Origin of the sequence: Methanomethylovorans sp. PtaU1.Bin093 (genome assembly GCF_002067275.1) — an archaeon.
In the GTDB taxonomy this organism is placed as follows: domain Archaea; phylum Halobacteriota; class Methanosarcinia; order Methanosarcinales; family Methanosarcinaceae; genus Methanomethylovorans.
Genome location: NZ_MVQX01000036.1, coordinates 1 through 24,581, shown reverse-complemented (window position 1 = coordinate 24,581; position 24,581 = coordinate 1). Strand labels below are relative to the sequence as shown.

17 protein-coding genes and 2 pseudogenes are annotated in these 24,581 nt (G+C 42.9%); 12 read left to right on the top strand and 7 right to left on the bottom strand.

The genetic code is table 11. From position 1 onward, the window contains the following. Window positions 1–484: 484 nt before the first annotated feature. The 4 genes from A4E24_RS03980 to A4E24_RS03965 are packed head-to-tail and all read left to right on the top strand — an operon-like array spanning window position 485 to window position 5,372. Window positions 485–1,279: a helix-turn-helix transcriptional regulator gene (locus A4E24_RS03980; RefSeq protein WP_367121149.1), complete on the top strand. Its 795-nt coding sequence runs from the start codon at window positions 485–487 to the stop codon at window positions 1,277–1,279. 16 nt (window positions 1,280–1,295) lie between these two features. Then, a complete protein-coding gene (locus A4E24_RS03975; protein WP_292351875.1) occupies window positions 1,296–2,072 on the top strand; it encodes a winged helix-turn-helix domain-containing protein in 777 nt (258 codons plus the stop codon). Between the two features lie 22 nt (window positions 2,073–2,094). After that, window positions 2,095–4,968, top strand: a complete 2,874-nt coding sequence (locus A4E24_RS03970) for a PAS domain S-box protein (RefSeq protein WP_292351879.1) — start codon at window positions 2,095–2,097, stop codon at window positions 4,966–4,968. Between the two features lie 2 nt (window positions 4,969–4,970). Next, window positions 4,971–5,372, top strand: a complete 402-nt coding sequence (locus A4E24_RS03965) for a response regulator (protein ID WP_292351874.1) — start codon at window positions 4,971–4,973, stop codon at window positions 5,370–5,372. A 2-nt stretch (window positions 5,373–5,374) separates the two neighbouring features. Here A4E24_RS03965 and pylD read toward each other — a convergent pair whose 3' ends face one another. The 7 genes from pylD to A4E24_RS03930 form a co-directional block, all read right to left on the bottom strand. Next, on the bottom strand, window positions 5,375–6,154 hold the full coding sequence (pylD, locus tag A4E24_RS03960; protein WP_292351872.1) for a 3-methylornithyl-N6-L-lysine dehydrogenase PylD: 780 nt from the start codon (window positions 6,152–6,154) through the stop codon (window positions 5,375–5,377). Further along, on the bottom strand, window positions 6,154–7,245 hold the full coding sequence (gene pylC, locus A4E24_RS03955; RefSeq protein WP_292351870.1) for a 3-methylornithine--L-lysine ligase PylC: 1,092 nt from the start codon (window positions 7,243–7,245) through the stop codon (window positions 6,154–6,156). Before pylC ends, pylD begins: the two co-directional genes overlap by 1 nt. Beyond that, the gene (pylB, locus tag A4E24_RS03950; RefSeq protein WP_394334455.1) at window positions 7,242–8,300 is read right to left on the bottom strand and encodes a methylornithine synthase PylB; all 1,059 of its coding nucleotides are present in this window, start codon (window positions 8,298–8,300) and stop codon (window positions 7,242–7,244) included. The genes pylC and pylB overlap by 4 nt, the downstream gene beginning before the upstream one ends. A 10-nt stretch (window positions 8,301–8,310) precedes the next feature. After that, window positions 8,311–9,609, bottom strand: a complete 1,299-nt coding sequence (pylS, locus tag A4E24_RS03945; protein ID WP_292351866.1) for a pyrrolysine--tRNA(Pyl) ligase — start codon at window positions 9,607–9,609, stop codon at window positions 8,311–8,313. A 422-nt stretch (window positions 9,610–10,031) separates the two neighbouring features. Continuing rightward, window positions 10,032–11,963, bottom strand: a complete 1,932-nt coding sequence (locus A4E24_RS03940; protein WP_292351864.1) for a hydantoinase/oxoprolinase family protein — start codon at window positions 11,961–11,963, stop codon at window positions 10,032–10,034. A 71-nt stretch (window positions 11,964–12,034) separates the two neighbouring features. After that, window positions 12,035–13,957: a hydantoinase/oxoprolinase family protein gene (locus A4E24_RS03935; RefSeq protein WP_292351863.1), complete on the bottom strand. Its 1,923-nt coding sequence runs from the start codon at window positions 13,955–13,957 to the stop codon at window positions 12,035–12,037. Beyond that, window positions 13,947–14,759 (bottom strand): DUF1638 domain-containing protein, encoded by an 813-nt coding sequence (locus tag A4E24_RS03930; RefSeq protein ID WP_292351861.1) that lies wholly within the window; start codon window positions 14,757–14,759, stop codon window positions 13,947–13,949. Before A4E24_RS03930 ends, A4E24_RS03935 begins: the two co-directional genes overlap by 11 nt. Window positions 14,760–15,201: 442 nt before the next feature. Here A4E24_RS03930 and A4E24_RS03925 point away from each other — a divergent pair, with 442 nt between their 5' ends. The 8 genes and pseudogenes from A4E24_RS03925 (at window position 15,202) to mtbB (ending at window position 24,520) form a co-directional block, all read left to right on the top strand. Continuing rightward, window positions 15,202–17,775: a PAS domain S-box protein gene (locus A4E24_RS03925; RefSeq protein WP_292351859.1), complete on the top strand. Its 2,574-nt coding sequence runs from the start codon at window positions 15,202–15,204 to the stop codon at window positions 17,773–17,775. 560 nt (window positions 17,776–18,335) lie between these two features. Next, window positions 18,336–19,826, top strand: a pseudogene (mttB, locus tag A4E24_RS03920) ([trimethylamine--corrinoid protein] Co-methyltransferase). A 30-nt stretch (window positions 19,827–19,856) separates the two neighbouring features. Then, entirely contained in the window at window positions 19,857–20,504 is a 648-nt protein-coding gene (locus tag A4E24_RS03915) for a methyltransferase cognate corrinoid protein (RefSeq protein WP_292351858.1), read from the top strand. Between the two features lie 219 nt (window positions 20,505–20,723). Continuing rightward, window positions 20,724–21,770 (top strand): hypothetical protein, encoded by a 1,047-nt coding sequence (locus tag A4E24_RS03910; protein WP_292351857.1) that lies wholly within the window; start codon window positions 20,724–20,726, stop codon window positions 21,768–21,770. A gap of 1 nt (window position 21,771) precedes the next feature. Then, window positions 21,772–22,068 carry a hypothetical protein gene (locus tag A4E24_RS03905; RefSeq protein WP_292351855.1) on the top strand — a complete coding sequence of 99 codons (297 nt, stop codon included), beginning with the start codon at window positions 21,772–21,774 and terminating at the stop codon, window positions 22,066–22,068. Between the two features lie 12 nt (window positions 22,069–22,080). Further along, on the top strand, window positions 22,081–22,230 hold the full coding sequence (locus A4E24_RS03900) for a hypothetical protein (RefSeq protein WP_292351853.1): 150 nt from the start codon (window positions 22,081–22,083) through the stop codon (window positions 22,228–22,230). A gap of 233 nt (window positions 22,231–22,463) precedes the next feature. Further along, window positions 22,464–23,108 (top strand): dimethylamine corrinoid protein MtbC, encoded by a 645-nt coding sequence (gene mtbC / locus A4E24_RS03895; protein WP_292351851.1) that lies wholly within the window; start codon window positions 22,464–22,466, stop codon window positions 23,106–23,108. Between the two features lie 11 nt (window positions 23,109–23,119). Next, a pseudogene (mtbB, locus tag A4E24_RS03890) lies at window positions 23,120–24,520 on the top strand ([dimethylamine--corrinoid protein] Co-methyltransferase). Window positions 24,521–24,581: the final 61 nt, after the last annotated feature.

The following is a 24,581-nucleotide window of genomic DNA, read 5'->3' as shown; positions in this document are numbered from 1 at the left end:
GCCATTGATATCCTGTTTAACTATGGTGTCTCTGAGTTTGTCAAGAATTTCTTGTTTTCCCATTTAAGTTCCTCCTATTAAAGTACCTGTCCTTTCAGCAATGCCTCCATATGCTACGCTAATGGTTTACCTTGAGAACAGTTCATATTCAGGAAGTCATTTTGAACTTCCTATTCCCAGATGGAACATGCCAGTATATAGCATAATTTGAATCTGTTTTTACACTGAAGTGCGAATTATGCACTTATTTTTGATTTGTGGAAAAGAATGAGATTTCTTGTAGGCATATGATCATACATATACTATATGAAAAACAGAAGGTATGTGATCTTACAATAGGTATGTGAATTGACTGATCATATCTGACTTTTCATAAGCATGCGGAACTAATTGATGTTCATTCTACACAAAGTATTAATAGGGCCTTAGAAAGATACGTTCTCAAGGGCAACAAAGTGGGTTTTAGACTACTATGAGATATTCATTGATCAACATTGTCTGGTATTCGGAAAAGAGAAAGAACATTCTTCTCTTATTAAAGGAAGGACCGAGGGATATAGATCGTATAAAGACCTCTCTTAATGAGACTTCTCGCTCTATCATGCCCCAGATAAAAAAACTTTTGCAAAAGAAGCTCATAGTCCAGAATGGCGAAGATTACTGTTTGTCCGAAATAGGAGAACTCATAGTAGAGAACATTGAGCCATTATTAGATACAATGAGAGTGATAGAAGAGAACAAAGACTTCTGGATAACAAGGGATCTTGATTTTCTTCCTCAGCATCTTTTCAGCAGATTGGGCGAATTAGGCCACTATTTGTTGGTAGAACCTGACCTTAATCGTATGTTCGAACTTCCTAGAGAGTTCAAAGACAACATACTCAAGTCCAAGAAAGTCTCTTGTTTCATATCTTATGTACATCCACAGGCTCCTTCCCTTTACTTAGAATTGGCAGATAAAGGTGTTTCTCTTTCCTTGTTCATGACAAACGTGGCATTCCTGAAACTAAAGTCCGAATATCCAAAAGAGATGAAACAGATATTATCTTCCAGTGATGTTGAGTTATTTCTGTGCAATGAGAATGTACCTTTACCATCATTAGCTGTGACAGGATGGTTCACGTATCTTTGTTTTTTAAATGTTGAAGGAAGATATGATCACAGGGATATAATTAGTTTTGATGAGAGTGCATTACTCTGGGCAACTGAACTTATTGAGCATTACAGGAGCAAATCTGAGAGAATATATTTCCCCTATGTGAAAGCAGAACGAACATAATGCAGAGAGTGGGTAAATGGAAACGCTGGCAGAAACAATATGGTTTTCAGAAAAACGTAAAGAACTTATGTTCTTGCTTTTAGAAGGGGCTAAAACTTCCGAAGAGATAGAAACTAAAATGGGAGTTTCCTGGAGGTCCATGATGCTTCCCGTAAAAGAACTCAAGGAAATGGACCTGCTTGTGTTCGAGGACACAAAATACAAGTTATCCACCATAGGAAGGCTTGTAACTGAAAATGCAAAGCCTGTTTCAGATATTATGAACATACTGGACAAGAACACAGATTATTGGGCAAGCCGTGATCTACAGGCGATTCCCCGGAAATTCTGCAGAAGGCTTGGAGAATTGGGTGATTTTTCTCTTATAGAGCCTGAACTAAAAGATATGTTCGAGTTGCCTGAAAGTTATGTGGCTTCAATTTCCAGATCTAGCCATATAATGTCAGTATTATCCTTTTTCCATCCCTCTTATCTATCAATGTTTAGCGATATGGCCTCAAAGGGTATTGAAATTTCAGTTCTGCTAACAGAATCTGTGTGGCAGAGAATAAAAGAAGATTTTCAGGAACAAAAGGGTCGATTGGAAAATATTGATAATGCACATGTATTCGTTTACCAGCATGGATCTATACCTCCCGGTATAGTTGTCACTGATGTTTTTCTGCTTTTAAGCATCTTTAATAAACAAGGCAGGTATGACCACAGAGATATTCTGAGCTTCGATGAGAGTGCGCTGCAATGGGGAAAAGATTTGTTCCTTCATTATGTTGAAGGTTCCATGAAAGTGATTTAAAAAACGGAAGAGGGGCAAAATGATGGGATTTAACGACCTATCCATAAAATTTAAATTGATCCTTTATATCGTAGTGGGGGTTTTCCTGGTGTTGGCAGTGTCCACAGGAGTTATTATTACCACAGTGACCATTCAGCAGGAAAAATTGGCCTATCAGCAATCCATTGAGATGGCCAGGGACTATGCCAACCAGTTCGATGGTGATATGAAGAAATCCGAAGCAATTGCAAAAACACTTGCAAACTCGATGGCAGTTTACTCGTCTTCAGATAGAGATGAGGTGAATGATATGCTCAGGAACTTGCTGCTGAAAAATCCCTCACTTACAGGTGTCTATGTCGGATACGAACCCAATGCTTTCGACGGTAAAGATGCTGAGTATGCAGGTACTAATGGACATGATGAAACCGGACGTTTCGTTCCTTACTGGAATAACATCAATGGCAATGTCAGTCTTGAACCACTTGTATATTATGAAGAGCAGGACTACTATCAGATCCCCAAGAGATTCATGATAGATGTTGTCACTGAACCATACTATTATCAGGGCATTTTCATGGTCAGTTTCGATTCCCCCATTATCAAGGATGGAAGTTTCGTGGGTGTAGGAGGGGTGGATGTTTCCTTGCAATACATAGATGATGTTGTGGGAAATGTGAAGGCATTCGATACAGGCTATGCTTTTGTGACCGGTAACACCGGTATCCTGGTGTCTCATCCAGTGCACAAGGAATGGATAGCTTCAAAGACTTTATATGATTTTGGCATACCTGAAATATCTGAAGCTGCAGATAACATAAAAAAAGGAAAAGGTGGTAACTTCGAAACAGTGGATCCGGCTACAGGTAAAGATGCAATAATGTTCTATGAGCCTGTAAAGACCGGAAACTATTCTTTTATTCTCGTAGTGCCTAAAGATGAAATGCTTGCAGGTGTGGCTTCCCTTAGGAACAAACTCATCATAATCTCTGCCATCTCTATTGCCTTCATGGGACTTGTGGCTTATCTCATAGCAATGTCCATAACCAGACCGATCAATAACATCGTCACCAGTTTTAAATTGATCTCACGGGATGCTGTAGAAGGTAAACTGGATGCAAGAGCGAATACTGACGTAGGAGTAGACTTCAGGGAGATACCTAAAGGCCTCAATGAAATACTCGATGCTGTGACGGCTCCGATCCGGGAGAATATGAGAGTTACTAATGCTCTTTCTAAAGGAGAACTTAAAACAAGGATACAACTTGAACTGAAGGGTAAATTTAAGCAGGCAGGCGACACATTGGATAATTTCGCCGAATATCTGGATAGGATCGTAGAAGACTCTAATAGCGTGCTTACTGCTATCCAGAACAATGACTTCTCCAGGTCTGTTAGAGTATACGGAGAAGGTGATCTGCGAATACTCACTAATGGTATCGAACAGACGCGCTTGTCCCTGGACGAGGCCACTACTGAGCGTAAGAAGGCTGAAAATGCATTAAGGGAATCCGAAAAGAAGTTCAGGACACTTTTTGACAGTACGAGTGATGCAATATATCTCCATGACATGGAAGGAAATATACTTGAGGTCAACCAGTTAGCCTGTGAAAGAATGGGCTATACACATGATGAATTCCTTCTTATGAAACAGACAGATATAGATGGTACATTTACGGGTGAATATTTATTGGAACTTATCAAGGAACTCTGTAAACTAAAAAGTAATATTTTCGAAACAGTACATGTAACGAAAAGTGGTAAGAAACTGCCCGTAGAACTCAGCAGCCGTCTCATCAAGTACGAAGGCAAAAAAGCTGTGCTGACCATAGCCCGTGATATCACTGAACGTAAACGCACAGAGAAGGCTCTTAAGGAATATGCTGAGCAACTTGAATATTCCAACAAGATGAAAGAAGAAATGGAAAGGGTTGTTAATAGCAGTCCTGTCATCGTATTCAAGTGGAGGATGGAAAAAGACTGGCCTGTTGAATTTGTATCCGAGAACGTCACACAGATAGGTTACACTGTTGAAGATTTCATTTCAGGTCGCACTAAGTATGTGGACATTTTACATCCGGATGACCGTGAAAGATTCCATCCCTTGATTGAGGACCATAAAAATAACCATTCTGATCAGTTCAATCAGGAATACAGAATATTCACAAAGTATGGGGACGTCAGATGGGTTGATGAGAGAACTTATATCGAGATGGGAGAAACAGGGGATATTTTGCTCCAAGGTATCATCCTGGACATCACTGAACGCAAAAAGGCTCAACAAGCTCTTTTAAAGAATGAGGAGATTCGTAAAAAAGAGATCCATCACAGAGTTAAAAATAATCTGCAGGTAATATCAAGTCTGCTGTTCCTTGAAGCAGAAAATTTCAAAGACAAGGAGATAATCGAAGCTTTTCTGGACAGCCGCAACCGTGTAAGATCGATGGCATTGATCCACGAGGAACTGTATCAATCCGGAGATATGTCTACTATTGATTTTGCAGATTACACCCAGAATTTGCTTAATTTCCTGAAGAAATCCTATTTTATGGAATCCAAATCCATTAAATTGAACTCGAAAATAGAAAACGCTTATCTGGGCATGGACACTGCCATACCTCTGGGGATGATAATAAACGAACTGGTATCCAATTCACTCAAACATGGATTTCCACATACTTCCGAAGGAAATGTCAGTGTTACTCTTGGTCTTGAAGGAAATGAGTTCATCCTTGAAATATCTGATGATGGTATAGGATTCCCCGAAAATGTTGATTTCAGGCAAACTACTTCTCTGGGCCTGCAACTTGTGACAACTCTTGTTGACCAGATAAACGGTACTATTGAACTTGAAAGCAATAAAGGTACATCTTTCAAGATACGTTTTAAGGAGTTTAAAAGTAAGGTTAAGGTGTGAGGATGATGGGAGTAAAAATACTTGTAGTTGAAGATGAGAACATAGTTGCTCTTGAAATAAAGAAAAGATTACAAAAATTAGGTTATATAGTCCCAGGAGTGGCTTCAACAGGCGAAGATGCTATCAGCAAAGCTGAAGGAATACTTCCTGACCTTGTGCTCATGGATATAATGCTAAAAGGAGAAATAGATGGCATAAATGCCGCCGGAGAAATACGTAAACGTTTCAACATACCTGTGATATACCTGACCGCATATTCGGATGGAGATACAATAGAAAGAGCCAAATTGACGGAACCTTACGGGTATATCCTCAAACCCTTTGAGGAAGATGACCTGCGCACAGCCATAGAGATCGCACTCTACAGGCATCAGATGGTAAATGACCGGGAAAAAAAGAAGTAGGATCAAATTACTGAATACAGCATTGATGTTACCCCAATGAAGAGAGGTTCCATGACAAGGTCAACTCTGTATTTTCTTCCTACTTCCTGGGGCAATCCACAGGGTATTCCGGGCGTTGAGACCAGACATCTCTCTGCGATCATTCCCTCAGTTATTGTATTGGCATTGGGTGTTGCTTCGAATACCATTGAAAACTTTTTGCGGTCCTCTTTACAGTATTCCTTAATTCCAAGCTCATAAGCCGCCTTATCTAAAAAATCTCTGTTAGGGTCGCAGGCATAAACATCGAAACCTTTTTCAGCAAGATGTTTAGCTCCTGCATATCCCACTCTTCCAAGACCTATGACCAGGATCTCACTTGAAGCTGCATCCTTGAACCTGGAAGCTATCTCTGAATAGATTATACCTGTTGCTTCATGGTTAGTGACCAATTTTCCATTCCTGAGATTATGAGCGATGAAAAGATGATCATCAGCCATCAATAGTATATCTGCGCCATCCCTTATGGCCTCATAATATCCTGCCACATCTGTATGCTGAGTAATGAAACCTTCAAGCCCGAGGCGCTGAGCTATGAAAAGTAAGGAAGAGGTAAAATTACTAATAATACCATTACCAGCGGTTATGGGTATTATGCCCACCTTTTCCGATCCCAGGTCTTTTCCATAGAGTTCTTTGCAGATATCTGTAAGTTTGCTTCCTGTAACTCTTTCAATGGTAGATTCGCTCTCTTCAAATTGAGCAGAGAGGTTATCAAGGTCTTCGGGTGTAAGCAATGCCATTATGCCATCTCCCGTTCTGGTATTCTAAGTATCATTTCGTGTGCCCTTTTTCTGTTCATCTCAGCTTTTTCCTGGTCCTCGCCCCAAGTTATAACTGTAAATGCCTTATATTCTCCATCACGCTGGAATATCTCTACGCCTTCCGATCCATGGATCGGCCTGTAATTGTTTCCCATTGACAGAATGTGCTCACCTATGGGTGACAACTTTCCATCCTTGAGGATAAGGTGCTCATATATGCAATAATTTCCCTCAGGTGCCTGGGCCATCTCCTGCACACCTTCTGTAAAAGCCTGCATAAGGAGTTCTAAAAGATTAATTCCTGATGAATGATAGACAGCTGTAGGTGTCTGGCTTGGGAACCTGGCGTCTATTTCCAGCACTTTCAGTCCCTGAGGGCTGTCAATTGCTTCCACGTCCATGATACCCTTGAGCTTGAGATCGCGTGCAAGTTCATAAGTGATCCTCCTCAGTTCAGGATTGTGACTGACAGGTGTTACCATATGGCAGTCGTATGTATCATCAATATGGACCTTTGTTTCCTTTACAACTGCAAAATGTTCGCCGTCCCCTACGACTTCAAGAGACAGCACGTCACCTTCCACGTATTCTTCGATGAGCATGGTGGGATCAAGACCCTTCAGACCTTCATCGTCATAGATTATGGCTGTGCCTATGCTGCTGCTCATGCAGGAGGGTTTTATGAAATATGGCGGATGTGTGGGTTTATCTGTAGGGGTTGGAATACCTATGGACCTGAAGTATTTCTTCGATGTGTTCTTATCCCGGCTTATTCTGTATGCATCAAAATCAAAGAGCAATGGACATTGTAGTTTTTCTTTTATGGTCTCAAGGAAATCAATGGTATCGAAATTTTCGTTTACAGGGATCATGGCATCGACGGTTGCTGATATCTCTATGAGCCTTTCAGGTTGTTCCACAATGTCAAAACAATGGAACGTATCCACCAGATCCTTTATGAACGCATCTTTGTTCCTGTCTACCAATACAACTCCAATGCCTGCTTTTCTGGCATGGTATGCTACTTCGAAACCCTGCAGCTTACCTCCGATCAAACATATTTGTTTCATGCCACCACTCCTAATATCTTGTTGAAATCCGATTGTGCAGCTGGCTCCATCCCCATACTCCTGAGCTTTGCCACTACACTCTTGGGGTCTCTTTTCCTCTCTTCATGTTTGCGGTCATAGTTTGCCACTCCTTCAAGGGAAGAGTCAGAGGGGATTATGGATGTTACCACATTAGCACCTGCATTAAGGCGATATACCATGCCTTCAATGCCTTCCACGTCCAGAGAAGCCGGTATCAATCTGTCCGGGAACATCAACCTTAACACTGATATTATCTTGAGTTCCGACAGGTTGGACTCCTGCACTTCTTTCTCCAGAGGTGTTCCTTCCTGAGGGATGAAGGTCATCACCCGGACCATCTGAGGATTCTCTCTTGCCATGCCTCTCAGAGAAATTATGGTGGATCCGACATCATTACCCACACCTGTGAGCAGCCCGTCCTCTACACAGTAGCCTATCTGCTGGGCGAACTGACGGGCATGGATGCGTTCTGAGAAGGATTGTCCAACCCTGAGGTTCCTATAAAGTTCCTTATCGTAAGTTTCCTGATACAGGGCAAGGAAGTTAGCTCCATGCTCACGCAGCATTGTCAGCGCATCATCATCCAGCACCCCAGGTGAGATCATGACTGGAAGATCGAGTTCTTCCTTTACTATGTCTATTACCTTGGCAAACTGGCTGGGGTTTTCATGGAAGTAAGGGTCTTCTCCCATAGTAAGGTCCACCATGTGGATCTGTTCTCCTTTAAGCTTTCTGCACACATTGCGAATATCTTCGAATCCCAGCCTGTACCTGTTGATCTTGTTCATTGTGTTGTAGTAGCAGAATGCACATCTGTTCTTACAGTATGTGGAAAAGTACACGAAACTGTATAGGAAAACCTTGTTCCCAAAGTAGTGATCTCTGACTTTCCTTGCAACATAATGAAGCTTTTCAAGTTCGGTACTGTCCGCTATCAAAAGGATTTCCCGAAGGTTATCTTCAGATAGTTGCATTCCATTTATGATCCTTTGTGCATATGCATCAAGGTCGTTTTTGTCCATATTAGTAAACATTGGGATCGCCTCACAGGTTCGTACTGATGCCATTGTAGTAGTTCTCACAACGAGCTGCTCTTTTTATGGTCTTGAAATTATGTGTGACCTTGAGCAGTCTTTCCAGGCCGAACCCAGCACCTATCCAGGGCTTGTTTATACCCCAGTCCCTGTCCTGAGGAATTGGTCCTACAACTGCAGAGGAGAGTTCCATGTCCTTGTGGAGCACGTCTATGGTTTCACCATATACCATGCAGTTGTCAGCAACGATCTCATGCTCTATGTTCAGGGAATCCAGGAGATCTTCAATAAGAAGGATCAGGGTTTCTCTCGTACATTTTGAACCCATCTGGCAGAAATTGAGCATTGTGAACTCTTCAAGGTGGCTCTTACCATCAGATTCTTTTCTGTAACAGGGTCCGATCTCGAATATACGTATAGGGTCAGGAAGGATGTTATCGAACTTGTAGAGGTAATTGTAAAGACCTGGTGCAAGCATGGGACGCAGGCACATGCTCTCATCCACCCGGAAGATCTGCTGGGAAAGTTTTGTATCTTCACCAACTCCCATCCTTTCCATGTATTCAAAGGGTATCAGAATGGGAGATTTTATCTCCATGAAACCCCTTTCCACAAAGAATTCGGTGATCTGACGTTCAAGTTTTCCAAGGAGGTTTTCCCTGCTGTCCTCATACACTTTACGCAGGTCATCTTTCCTTTTGTTTATCAGTTCGGCCTCAAGCTGCTGAAATGAACGCTTTTCCTTAGAGAAAGATATCATCTCGTCCGGTCCCAGCAATGATACTATCCTGTCCTTCTGGCTCTGTGTGAAACCTGCATCCTTTGATTTTGAGCCGGAAACTACAGGTTTCTTAGGCAGGTTCGTAATTTTTCTTTCAACCTTGTTTTCCGTTTTTTCCTTGACATGCATCGAGGGTACTTTTTGAGGTTGGCTATGAGGAATATGAGAAAGTGGAACTACAGGTTTTTCAGCATGTACCGGAGTAGGTATATTTATAGAATTAGATGAAATTTCAGTTACTCTTACATGCTTTGTTCTAATATCTTTGGATGTCTTCTGTAGGAATTCATTGATCTTCAGATCAGAAACCCGGCACATTTTGCAGGGTTTTTTGAATTTTCGAAGTCTTAGAGCTCGTGCCGAGCGACTGGACCTTGAATTTCTTATATCGAAGGTCTCTCCACAACTAGTAACTATATGAACAGAACGTTGAGATACATTTAAATCCCGTATGCTATGCAGCAATCCGGTTCTTGATACCCACATATCGGTATCTTTAAGCAAGGATTCCAATAATTTTTTTTTCATGCTTTCAGCTCCTTTATACGCTACGATCTTTCAAGAATCTTCTATAAGCCTATGTACTGCAATATCCAGTTCTTATGTTCGTTCAATATCATTTCATTTCACCTGCTTTGTTTGTTTGTGAGCAATTCACTTTCAAGTTTCACAATCTACTAGATATATTTTCCGCTAGAAAAAAGCTGTATTTATACTATTTGCTATTAAATAGTAAAATAACATAGCTACCAAGAAAAAAGTTCAAAAAAGAGAAAATACATAGCAATAGAAGTAATAAATGGCGGAAACCCCGGGAATTTAACCCGGCTGAACGGATTTAGAGTCCATTTGATCAACCTGATCCGGTTTCCATTTAGTAAAAGGTAATCGATTAAGTTATTATTTATATTTTTCGGTCATGGCCTCTGGATGAAAAATGAAAAAGAGGATCATGAATTCTTACCGACCTTCAGAGTCCCCACTCCCATGAACACAAGTTTTGTTTCAACAGGGACGGGACTGCCTTCATGCAGAGTAATATCTTCTCTGGACATATCTATTCTCACATCGTTCCAGTCCATGTCGGCTTCTCTCATATAGTCCATGACCAGATTTTCTCCGACATGTTCAGCATACTTAAGAGCTTCTCCATGAGTTGAGAACTCCTCAAATCCTCCGGGAGTGAACACGAGGAAAAACCTTTGCTTCTCCCTATAGACAGCTTTTATGAGAACTTGTATCCTTTTGACGCCCTGTCCCACTAACGCGCCTACAGCGTTACCAACTTCTGCAAAAGGTGGCAATATTATCTCTGCATCGATGATGCTCTGCATCTGCTCCACATAAGCCTTCACCGGTCCTCCAAGCAGTACAACAGGCACTGAGAGCCTGAACTTAGAGAAGAACTCGCCTCTGAGTATTTTTTCTATCTCTTTGCCTTCAACTCCTTTGAGCATATAGGACATCAGGTTCAAGGCCATATTGTAGGCAACTTCTCTTTTAATGTGCTCAGCAAGTTCCTGCTCGCTCATTTGTACAAGCCTTGACATAATGGTTGCGCCTATAACTGAAGCTTCCTTGTCCCATTCATTATACTCGTCCAATATATGCAGTGCATCCGTGGGTGTGAACCCAATGGCCTGTACAAGCCTTTTCTGAATGAGATAATCCAGATGTTCTACTGACACAGGACGACCGAACCTCCAATAGATATCGCTTATTGATACTGGTTCCTTACCTATTGTACGAAGGATCTCCTCTTCATACGAACTGATCTTTACCGGCTCTTTTCCTGTAAGTACGAAGAACTTGGTCGGCTGCACGTTCTCTCCGAGCTCCACACGTGCAGGAGTGCGTCCCATTTTCAGTGTTTCCTTGAAACCCGGATACTGAACAGCTGCCACGCACAGAGGTATTACCCTGCGTGGCCCGATGTTTATATTCCTGTTCTTTACCCATACGTGACTATCCCCACCCATGGCAGATGTTTCCATCCGGATAGCTTTAACTTTAGTATTCCAGCCACCTACTTTAGCACCATCTTCACAGAGCTCGGGCAGTCCTTTATACAAGAGAGAAACATCAGTACTTGTACCGCCCACATCTATCACTGCACAAGTATCTCTCTCGGACAGGAAGGAAGCTCCTACAAGGCTTGCTGCAGGACCTGTAAAAATGGACTCTATAGGTTTCTGGATGGCTTCTTTGATGTTTATTAAAGAACCATCACATTTGAGCATCATGAGCTTTGCGTTGATGCCTCTCCTCTCAATATCAGATACTATTGCATCGATGAACTGCCGGGCAATGGGTATGAGCTGGGCGTTAAGGTAAGCTGTAATACCTCTGTCATAGGCTCCCAGGTCCTGCGATAGCTCATGTCCGCATACCACAGGCATCCCTGTTGCTTTTATTATGTAATCCTTTATCTGCAATTCATGTTCAGGGTTACGCACACTAAAATATGAAGAAACTGCAAAAGCGGATACATTATCCTTCACCCTGTTCACAAATTCTGTCACTGCCTCTATATCAAGAGCCTCTGCTTCAGCTCCGGTAGCAGTATGTCCTCCTCTGACCATCACATATTCCTGGACAGACGTGTCTTGGGGTACCAGATAATTACCCACAAGGATAAGACCTACCGGATAGCCTGTTCTCTCAAGTATTGTATTAGTTGCTAAGGTCGTGGATACTGAAACGAGCTTTATGTCTTTCAGGTATTGAGGGTCCAAGCCATCTATAGCGTTCTCGATGCCTGTAAGCAATTCAGGATAAGTAGTAAGGGCTTTGTATGAAGCCACAACTTTCTTGTCAGAGTTCCTTATGATCACTGCATCTGTATAAGTACCACCTGCATCAATTCCAAGACTATATTGCATTTTTTCCCTCTCGTACAATTCTATAGTTTGATGTGTTCAAATCCCCACATTAAATACCCTTTATTTACCCTTTACTGCCCTATACCAAGGAACCCCAGCCTTGTTTCCAGAGGTGTGGTGCCTTCTTCCACACTTATGTCGTTGCGGCTTATATTGATCTTTACTTCAGTAAGGTCCAGATAGGATGATGACATATAATCCATCACAAGTTCAGAACCGATACGTTCTGCATTATATAATGCTTCCGCATAAGATGAAAATTCTTTTCTCCCACCAGGATAGAAAACAATATAAGATTTAGGTTTAATATTATATTTTGATTCTGATAAAGAAGCTTTTACAAGCACTTCCAGTCTTTTAATACCTTTAGCTGCAAGTGCTCCAACTGCATTGCCCACATCTGCATGTTGCGGAACAACGATCAGAGAGTCAAAATATTTGGCAAGACCATCCCTGTAAGCAGTTACAGGCCCTCCCAGCAATACAACTGGCATTTTGACCTTGATGCCTGCAAAGAACTTACCACTAATTATCTTATTTATTTCTTCCCTATCCACATCCTCCAGCAAAAAAGCAGCAAGGTTAAGGGCTATATTGCTTGTTACTTGTTCCTTTACCCGGGAACATAGTTCCATCTTTTCCATGCCTGCAAACCTGGACAAAACTTCAGAGCCTATATGTGCTGCTTCTGCATCCCACTTTTGATATTCTCCCATAACATGGAGAGCATCAGTAGGTGTAAAGCCTATGGTCCTTACTAACCTTTTCTGTATGAGCATATCCATGGTCATATGACTTGGCATTCTATTTTCGTTCCAGTAGATGTCACTCGCCGTATAGGGTACATTACTGAGGCGGTCGAACAGGTCCTTTTCTTCAGGGCTCAGGTCATCAGGTATCTTTCCGCTCCTCATGAAAAATTTCGTTGGTTGTATATTTTCCCCTATTTGATTGCGTAGGATATTTTGCTGCATCGTCAGTTTTTCCTTGATCTCTGGATAATTCAATGCAGCTAAACATAAGGGTATGACCCTGCGCGGCCCGATATGTATCTCATGGTTAAGTATCCATACGTGGCTATCTCCTCCGACAGCGGAGGTTTCCATTCTGAGAGCCTTTACTTTTGTCTGCCACTTCCCTACAACTGCTCCTAGATCAGATATTTCAGGAAGACCTTCGTGCATCATAGAAACGTCAGTGCTTGTTCCACCTACATCGACCACTGCACAGGTTTCAAAACCTGAAAGATGAGAAGCACCCAGTAAACTAGCTGCAGGGCCCGAAAAAATGGATTGGATAGGTTTTTTAAGCGCTTCCCCGATGCTCACCATTGATCCGTCACATTTGAGCATCATTAGTTTTGCTTCAATGTTCCTCTTTTTGATCTCAGAAGTTACAGCTTGCATAAATTGATCAGTGAGAGGTATCAGCTGTGCATTAAGATAAGCAGTCACACCTCTCTCATAAACTCCCAGATCCTGAGATAGTTCGTGTCCACATACAACCGGAAGGCCTGTAAGTTGCATAACACTTTCTTTTACCTGCAACTCATGTTCAGGATTACGGACACTAAAATAGGAAGATACAGCAAAAGCCGAGACCTTGTTCTTTACTTTCAGGATAAAATCCTCTACTGGCTGGATATCCAGGGGCTCAACTTCATTGCCAGCACTGTTGTGCCCTCCTCTTACTTGGATGCTGTACTCTATTTTCCTATCAGCGGGTATACCCGTTTTTCCTATCAGTATGAGACCTACCGGATAGCCCGTATTTTCAAGGATCGTGTTTGTTGCAAGAGTTGTTGAAACACAGACCAACCTCACATCAGCAAGTAGCTTTTGATCAAGACCGTCCAAAGCGTCACGTATTCCAAAGATCAAGTCGGGGTATGTTGTCAATGCTTTGTTTGCCTGTAAGACCCTGCCATCATCACTGTTAAGAAGAACCGCATCAGTATATGTTCCTCCGGCATCTATTCCCAGACTAAGTTTCATTAAGGTCTGCCCTCTTTTTTGTTATAGAATCCTTTGCCCGCTGATATGACTGTTCTGCGATCTTCACAGTGCCTTGCATGTCAACTATTCGGAAATCAAAGGCTTGAGCAAACTCTTCCACCTTCGCATCAAAGCTCTCCTCGTAAACAAGGCCGGTATTGATCTTACCTACATTCTTGTATCCTGCATAATCGAAAACGATCTTGGTCATAACAGTGTTATCAGGGTCGTTGGTAAGACGGGCAATTACAGCCATTTCCTTCCAGAAAGCTGCTCCCATGGGCGTAAGGAAATATACGCCTTCTCCACCAGTTTCTTTTAGAGCTCTGAGATAAGGTTCCCTTCCCCCCAGGGAAGCACCTATGCAATCATCGATTATCTCTCCGTCTTCTTCTCTTAGAATGTGCACAGGACAAGAAAGATGTGCAAAGTCTCTGTTTAGATTGCCCAGTACATTCCCACATAAACCATAGAATATCAGGATAGTGTCGGCATACTCGGACATGATGCTGATCTCTTTGTACACGCTCTCTTTAAGTAATTGAGGAGATGCATCAAGGGAAAAACCAAGGATATTCACAAGGAGACAATAATTTGTATCTTGTTCACTGCGTATCAGATCCCCTATTTGATTTGGTGAACAAACTATATGATCTATAGCATTTTCAGATAGTTTCCTGATGATACCTACAGCATCCAAGCTGTCCACAACTATAATGCTGGTGATCTGAGAGTCGTTCTTGATGAGGTGCACGATCTCATCCTCAAAGATCCTGCAGGCAATTATGGACATTAAAGTCATCAGAACCTCATTATATTTTATGGCAGATATGTGAACTTCACACTCACTCTGCTAGTGTATGAAAAGCATAGTCCATATTTACTATATATATTTTCCCATTTCAGTGATTCAACATACAGTTGACCAGTCTTTTTTACTAATTTGAAATAGAACATGCTAAATATCCCTATATTTATATTTTTTGATGGCATGCTTTAAAAGCATTTTCAATTCCACAGAAAAGGAGAGGTACTGATAATGGTTCTTTGTCAATCTTTGTTTTTGGAGCTGTCTGTACACCTTGTAAATACAAAAACTATATTTATGGTTAATTGTATTCTCACGAATACCTTTAAATATGAATTTTCTAGTTTCTTAAATAACAGCAGAACTATTTCCATTAATAAAGCTTATATGAATTATTATTTCATGCAACATTCGGTAAATATATTGGTCCTCAGAGGTGACGATAATTCCCAAAATTACAACAGTTTCTGAATATGAAAAGAAACGTGCTGATTTTTATCTGCCAGAGGACCCTGATACACTAAAAAAGCTTGAAGCACTTCACAAAGTAAGTCCTGTGATATCTTTCATTTGGAAGGTGGATGAAAGATGGCCAGTTGAATGGGTCTCAGAAAACGTTACGCAATTAGGATATACTCCTGAAGAACTAATGTCTGGAAAAATTGATTATGCTGATATTGTTCATCCGGAAGATTATATAAAGATAAACTCAGAGGTCAAAAAACTGGTTCAAAAGGGCAATATCTCTTACTTTACTCTTGTTTACAGGATAGTTGCCAGATCCGGGGAAGTGAAGTATGTAACTGAAAGGTCTCTCTTAAAGAGGGATAATGAAGGGAATATCGCACGTTATCAGGGAATAATCATTGACAATACCGAAAAAGAGAAAGCAGAAAATACTTTGAAAGATTTAGAGCGAAAATACCGCCTCATTTTTGAACGCGCTCCTCTGGGTATCCTTTGTTTCGATGAGAACAACAAAATTATTAACTGCAATGCAGTATGTGCAAAAATTATATCGGAGCCAAAAAATAAGATATTGGGTATCAATCTACTTAAATATATGGAAGAGGGACCATTAAAAGCTGCTATTGATCTTGTTTTTTTGGGTGAGTCGGGTCAGTATGAAGGTGAATATACTTCCCCAAAGGGAAAGAGATCTGTTATAAAAGCAGAATTTTCTCCTATAATATCTGAAGATGGTTCCTTGATTGGAGGACTTGGATTAATCCAGGACCTAACTGAGTTCCAAAGAACTGAAGAAAAGATACACCTGAATGAGGCACGTCTGGAAGCACTTCTTGAGTTGCATCAGAGGGGCAATTCATCTGTTTCGGAGATAGCTGAATTTGCAATAGAAAAAGCTGTAAGGCTAACACATAGTGAGAGAGGTTACCTTGGTCTGCTAAAAGAGGATGATAACATCCTTGAAATATATGAATGGCCAGTTCAGAAAACAGACCATGAGGGAAAACCTCGGACTGATCCTGTAAGTTCTGCAGGTATGTGGGGAGAAGCAATTAGAGAAAGAGAACCCATAGTTAATAACCGTCCATTAGGGCCTGAACAGATCAAAGGAATAAACCCTGATCTTGAGGGTAAGATTAATCGCTATATCAACATACCGGTGATGGATGGAGATCAGGTAGTTGCTGTTGCCACCGTGGTCAATAAGTCCGAAGAATATGACAGTTCCGATGTAAGACAGATCACGCTGCTTTTTGATGGAATGTGGAAGCTTATACAGCGTAAGCTTGCCGATGAGGAAATCCTCGAGACCCGCAGGATACTTAAGGTACTGGAATCAGTGATAAATGATAGCCCTGCAGTTGTCTTTATGTGGGGTCCTGAAAAGGATTGGCCAGTTAAATTTGTTTCAAAGAACATCGAACATTTTGGCTATTCGGTAGCAGATTTCCTTTCAGGTAAAATGATATATGGTGACATTATCCATCCCGCAGACCTCAAAAAAGTGCGTGAAGAGGTAGCTAGATGTTATAAAGAAGGATATTCCGATTTCAGCCAGGAATACAGGATCCTTACGAAGTCAGGTGAGGTGAGGTGGGTGGATGAAAGAACGCTTATTCACCATGATCAACATGGGGATATTGATTTCCTGCAGGGAATAATAGTTGATATCACCGAACGCAAACAAGCAAATAATTTTGTCCAAATTGAATCTGATTTTGATGGTGTACCCAGTTCAGGAGACAATTTACAGGATATGTTTGAAAAGACACTGGATTTTGTTCTCCAGATCAAAGCTGTAGACTGCGGAGCTATATACTTAGTGGATGGTTCACAAGGCTATTTTGAGCTTATGGCTTATAGGGGTCTGTCAGAAAAGTTCGCGGATAACATCAGCCATTTTGATCCTAATACCATTCAAGCAAAACTTTTCACTACTGGCTATCCCGTGTACAAGCATTTCTCTGAGATAAGTGCCATGATCAAGGAAGATCTTGATTATGAAGGTTTACAGGCAATGGGTTTCATTCCAGTGCACTATAATGACAAGCTTGTTGCTGCAATAATGCTCGGTTCACATAGGGAACTGGAGATACCTGCCAATTCCAGAAATGTTATCGATACGATTGCGGGTCAGTTAGGAGTGATCGTAACCCGTTTCAGAGAGGGAAAACTGGTCAAGAAAAATCATAATGGGCTGCAAGATCTTTTTGATACTATGGATGACCTGATATTTATAATGGATATGGGTGGCTTGGTCATCCATACTAACCATGCTTTGCAGAAATATCTACAGTATTCCAAAAAAGACCTGGATAAAATGGATTTTCTGGAACTGTTCCCTCCTGGTAAAGAAAAGGAAGTGCTTGAGAGCATTGATATAGAGGGGCTCATTTCAGGTAATTCTTCAAGATGTTATGTGCCTCTTATGAAGAAAGATCATAAATTTATATCTGCCGATACTAAGTTCTTTGTGGGAAAATGGGACGGCAGAGAAGCTCTGATCGGAATATCCAGATTATCCTTTGAGGAACCTGTGTGAATTAGATTCCTCATATAGTGTGGCTTATTGAATAGAGAACGGACACCATATTTATATAAGGCAGCCACTATATTTATATAAGGCATATAGTTCCCTGCGCATAGGAAGTCGCAGCTCTCTCAAAAAATCGAGGATGTCTTTCGAAATTATTAACTCCTTTTTTGTGGGGGGGACACAAGAAACAATGTACGAAGGCTTTTTTATTAAAGGCATTTCTCTTTGATCTCTCTATAAACAAAGAATTTAGTAAAGTATCAAGCGGCATCTATTTATAGTTGTACATTTCCATTGAATGTATCTTCTTAGGAACATTAATACCCATAAAGGATACATCTCTTTTTTTATACATTTTATACGTGTGCAATTCTCCTTCTCTTATCCACAATCTTTAAATATAGCAGTTAATCTGGTTCACATCAAAAACTATAAATAACACAATTCAGAGGAAAATATATATACAAGAAGAGAAGTGCCATGAGTAAGGATCAATGCAAGCCAGACATCTGCACGTACAGATACTCAACATTTGGCATGCATGACTGAAGTAAGGAGGAAAGAATATGGTAAACCACTATTACCCAGGCAGGGATATCCTTGACGGTGTGAAGTTAGAATTGTTCTCCAGCGAAGATCTGAGAGCACTTCACTACGCCACTATGGATGTGTTTATGAACCCCGGTATCCAGGTATCAGATGCTGATGCAAGGGCTGTTTTCAAGAAAGCCGGATGTCAGGTAGATGAGAAGACACAGGTTGTCAAGATCCCTGAATATGTCGTTAACAGGGCACTTCTGGACTGTCCATCCAGGTTCGCACTATATGGACGCGACCCTAAGAAAAAAGTAGTACAGGAACATAAAGGTAAGGTCCACTGGACATGTTTCGGTACTGGTGTCAAGATGTGCAACTACAAAGCACCAGGAAAGTACGAAACAGTTGACTCCACAGAAGCTGATGTTGCAGCAACTGCAAAACTTGTGGACTGGGCAGAGAACATAGACTATTACTCACTTGCAGTTTCCGCCAGGGATTGGGCAGGCAAGGGTATGCAGGATGTTCACGAGACACTTACTCCTCTGATGAACACCACAAAGCACTTCCACCACATAGACCCCGTCGGTGAACATGTAGAATATTACAGAGATATCGTACAGGCATACTATGGTGGAGATGACGAGGAATTCCGCAAGAAGCCTCTTTTCTCAATGCTGGTTTGTCCAACAAGCCCACTTGAGCTCAGCTCCAATGCATGTCAGGTCATCATGAAGGGTGCAAAGTTTGGCATGCCTGTTAACGTACTGAGCATGGCAATGGCTGGCGGTTCATCCCCTGTTCATCTTGCAGGCACACTGGTAACTCACAACGCAGAGGTTCTTTCAGGTATCGTACTGGCCCAACTCACTCAACCAGGAGCCCCTGTATGGTACGGTAGTTCTACAACCACATTCGACCTGAAGAAAGGTACAGCACCAGTAGGTTCCCCAGAGCTTGGACTTATCAGTGCTGGAGTAGCAAAACTGGGACAATACTACGGTCTGCCCACATACGTGGCTGGTTCGTAGTCCGATGCCAAGATCCCAGACGGTCAGGCAGGTCACGAGAAGACCATGACAACGTTGTTGCCAGCCCTGTCCGGTGCAAACACCCTGTATGGTGCAGGTATGCTCGAGCTTGGTATGACCTTCTCAATGGAACAGCTTGTCTTTGACAACGATATGATCTCCATGACAAAGAAGGCAATGCAGGGTATTCCAGTATCTGAGGAGACGCTTGCGGTGGAAGCTATCCAGCAGGTAGGAATTGGAAACAACTTCCTTGCACACAAGACCACAAGGAAGAACATCGATCTCCCATCCAACCCATCACTGATCAACAGGCTGATGTTTGGAGACTGGGCAGCAGCAGGTTCAAAGGACCTGGCAACAGTAGCTCACGAAAAGGTAGTCGATGTGATGAAGAACCACGAGGTCACACCAATAGATGCAGATCTGCTGAAGGACATGAAGGCCATCGTAGACAAGGCAGATAAGGCATTCAGGGACAGCCTGTGATTTCATAAGAATTTAAATGGAGGATTATCAATGGCAACAAAAGCAGAAATTATTGCAAAAGCAAAGGCAGCGATCCTTGACTTCGATGAAGAGGCAGCTGAGGAAGTAGCTAATGAAGCCCTTAAAGCAGGGATCAATCCGGCAGAGCTCATTCAGGACGGTTTCACTGCCGCAATGACAGAAGTAGGCGACCAGTTCGGTGCAGGTACATTGTTCCTGCCACACGTCATTGCAGCATCTGAAGCAATGAGCGCTGGTGTGAAAGTACTGACACCTGCACTGGAAAAACTGGGATCCGAGGCTAAAAACAAAGGTTCAGTCATGATTTGTACCATCGAGGGTGATATCCACACCATAGGTAAGGACATTGTGGCAACCATGCTCAAGATAGCAGGCTTCAAGGTTATAGACCTTGGAAGGGATATCGCAGTTAAAGAAATAGTCAGTAAAGCAGCCGAGCTTAAGCCAAACGTAGTTGCAACCTCTGCTCTGATGACTACCACAATGGTCAACCAGATGCATGTAGAAGAACAGCTCAAAGAAGCAGGCGTGCGTGCTGGCGTCAAGACAATGGTCGGTGGCGCACCTGTTACTCAGGACTGGGCAAATAAGATCGGTGCAGACATCTACGCCGAAAATGCAGCAGACGCAGTAACGAAGCTTAAGGCTTTGTTCTAACCCCTTTAGATCGGGGTCTAAATCCAAATGAGGGGTGTACTCTCCATACACCCCGACTCCTTCAACTATGGGTGGTTGAAGTAGATACACGAAGAAAAGGGGAATGGTATCAAAATCATGCTTTCATCATACGGTTCTGAGCTGTGATGAGAGTAATTGGACCTGATCTCAATATGAAGTCTGGCGGATAAATCTGCCAGTAAAAGAAGGAGGAAAAATATGGATCTGCAAGATTTAAGAAAACTCGAACATAAAAGACGAGTTAGATATGGGTATATGTGGGCTCTTTTCTGTGCTGTGCTCTGGGGCCTGTGGTATCTTCCCGGTACAGTAGTATGGGTACTAAATCCTTTTGATGAAATGTATGGTGAGATCGCTGCTGGAAGCGGCGATAGTATGGCTTTGATCATAACCGCTGTGTTGATCACGGCATTCAATGCTTTGACTGTTATACTTGCACTTATGGTATGGAATGGTGTCCTCGGTAAGTTCGGTGAGATGAAAAGGACTTTAAAGCAATTCAAACCCTGTTCAAAATGGTTCTTTTTGGCCTCTATATTCGGTGGACCTGTAGCTATTCTAGGTTCGTTCATTGCAATGGGTTTTGTAGGTGGCGCTTTTGCGGCTGTTGCAGCGTTGATGTATCCTGTAGTGGGTTCCATACTCGCATCCCAGTGGTATGGTGAAAAGATCAGCAAGCGGGCAGCAACTGGAATCTTCTTTATCATCATTGGTGGTTTTGTGATCTTTGGTGGTGGATTGCTTTCGGAACTGGGTACTGGTAATGTTCCCTGGATCGGATATATGGGTGGCTTGATGGCAGCGGTCGGCTGGGGTATTGAAGGTGCCATAGCCGGAAAAGGTCTGGATGTTGCAGAACCGGACGTTGGACTTACCCTGCGTTTCCTGGGAGAAAATATCATCTGGTGGATAATTGCAGTACCATTGCTTGCTATTGCCGGATTCCCAATGGTAAAATACGCTCTGCTTGCATTTGAACCACTCACAATGATGGTACTTATATTTGCAGGCATAACATTCGGTTTTTGCTATGTTACCTGGTACAAATCTTTCCCGCTCATAGGAGTTGGAAGAGGACAGGGCATAGGGAACCTCTACGGACTTTTCGCTGTGGTCTTTATAATCCTATTCTTCGGGGATATTCCTTCATGGACCCTGTTGCTGGGAGGTGCATTCTGTCTTGCAGGCAGTTTCACTATGTTCTCTGAAGACACCAGCGGTCTCGAATCTCTGAGAGGTGAGTGAAATGGCCGGAAATCTTCCGATAAAGTTCAGAATGCTGGAATTGTTCAGTGATGAACAACCTCACTGGAATTATGAGATCGTACAGAAGATACAGAAGGAATACAACCTCACTGGAGACTTCTATAGAGATTCGATAAACTTCGATCTCATAGAACTGGCTTCAGGAGGTATGCTAAAAGGTATCGAGAGCAAAGTCGATGATGAAGGGATCTACAAAAAGGGTTTCCTTCTTCACAAATATGCGATCACGGATTTCGGGAAGGTAAGGGCATCTAATGTGTGTCTTGTATATGTCTGAGGAGGAATTTAAATGGTACAAACCGCAGCCGCAATGGAATTCTACAATGGATACTGGGTAAATTCATATCTCCCTGCCGCAGATGTCCTTTGGATGGTAGTGATCTTGATAGTAGCTCTGTTGGCTTTGTGGCAAGCCAGGACCTTCGTATCAAAGTTCTAAGATCGAACAGGATATCTACAGTACATGAAAGCTATAGGTCTACATCATTAACATGATTTTAACCCTAATAGCTTTCACTTTTTATTTTATAGCAAAAATATCAGGGTAGTGTACTGTGAATTCAGATTAAGCTTATGTACTGCTATTTATTGCAGTATATATAGATTATGTGCGGGATACCCTCTCTCCGATTTAGCAAAAGAGGGAACAAACATTAAAAAAGAGGTATAAATATGAGCAAAGAAGAAATGTTCAAGGAACTCGCAGATGCGATCATTTCCTGTAAAAAGGATGTCGTGGTCGCTGCTGTTAACAAGGCAAAAGGCCAGGGTATCGCCCCTGCTGAGATCATAGAGAAAGGTCTTGCAGCAGGTATGAACGAAGTGGGCGTTATGTTCGAGAGAGGTAAACTGTTCTTACCCCATGTAATGATGGCTGCAGGCGCTATGCAGGAAGGCGTCAAGGTTCTTGAAGCCGACATGCCCAAGGGAGCAGCTTCCAAGAAACTGGGAGTTATCGTCAACGGTACGGTTGAAGGTGACGTGCACGACATTGGCAAGTCCATCGTATCCACCATGCTGCAGTCTGCAGGTTTTGAAGTCCACGACATCGGCAGGGACGTACCTCTGCAGAACTTCATTGACAAGGCCAAGGAGACCAACGCCCAGATGATCGGCCTTTCCGCTCTTATGACCACCACACTGGCAGGCCAGAAAGATGTCATCGAGATGCTCAAGGAACAGGGCATGAGAGACAAGATCAAGGTCATGGTAGGCGGTGCACCTGCAACCCAGAACTGGGCTGACAAGATAGGCGCTGACTGTTATGCAGAGAACGCAAGCGAAGCCGTTGCAAAGGCAAAAGAGCTTCTGTTGTAAAGGTGAGCGAAATGACACAATACGCTTTAAGGATGGGAGACGGCAAGAGGATCTTCCTTACTAAGGAACAGATCAGAGCCGATCTGGAAGCAGGTACAGCAGATGCTGCAGACCTGGGAAGTGTTCCGGCACTGAGCGGCAATGAGCTGGACAAGCTGGCCGAGATCCTGATGATGCCTTCCAGGATGGTAGGTGTGGAGCCAGGTAAAGAAGTACCTGTGACCCACGACATAGGCACTATCAGGCTTGATGGCGACCAGGGTAACAGCGGTGTGGGTATCCCCACAAGCAGGCTTGCAGGGTGTATGGTGCACGAGAGGGCCATGGGCGCAGACACCATGGAACTCGGTCATATCGACTACAGTTTCAAGCCAGTGAAGCCTGTCATCGCACAGGAACAGCAGGCAATGGAAGTGTGCCAGCAGAACATGGTAGTACCTCTGTTCTACGGTGCTATGCCTAACATGGGCCTGTACTACACTCCGGACGGTCCCTTCGAGAACCCCGGTGACCTGATGAAGGCATTCAAGATCACTGAAGCCCAGAAATCCATGGAGCACGCTGCTGACCACCTGACCAGGGACATGATCTGGATCATGCAGAAGATGATGTTCGCAGGCGCTGACGGTGTTAACTTTGACACTACCGGTGCAGCCGGCGATGGTGACATGTTCGCAACCCTGAGGGCCGTGGAAGCCTTGAGGAAACAGTATCCTAACATGTACATTGAAGTGGGTATGGCAGGCGAGCTTGTGCTGGGTATGCACGGTGAGCTGCAGTACGATAACACTACACTCGCAGGTCTGTGGCCACACCAGCAGGCTCCTCTGGCAGCAAAGGCAGGTGCCAACGTGTTCGGACCTGTGGTTAACACCAACACCAGCAAATCCTCAGCATGGAACCTGGCAAGAGCAGTCACTTTCGTGAAAGCGGCTGTTAAGGCATCACCAATACCCTGTCATGTGAACATGGGTATGGGTGTGGGCGGTATCCCGATGCTCGAGACCCCGACCATTGATGCAGTTTCCAGGGCCAGCAAGGCCATGGTGGAAATTGCTGGCGTGGATGGTATATAGATAGGGGTCGGCGACCCGATGGGTATGCCGATCACTCACATAATGACCTCCGGTATGAGCGGTATCAGAGCAGCTGGTGACCTTGTGGCGAGAATGGAGTTCGCCAAGAACATGAGGCTTAATGATGCCAAGAACTATGTGGCCAAGAAACTGGGCGTTTCCACAATGGACCTGTCCGACGAGTACGTCATGAGGGAACTGAGGGAAGAGCTCGGTATCGGTGTCATAACATCCGTTGCAGGCAGCCCCAAGGGAATTGCTGCAAAGATGAACATCGAAAAGCTGCTTGATATTAAGATCAACAGCTGTGAGAAGTTCAGAGGGAAGCTGAAGTAACTTCGTTCAGGTCGCAAAGGCCGGGAAATTGCGGTGCAAGACACCGGCCTTACTTCTCTCA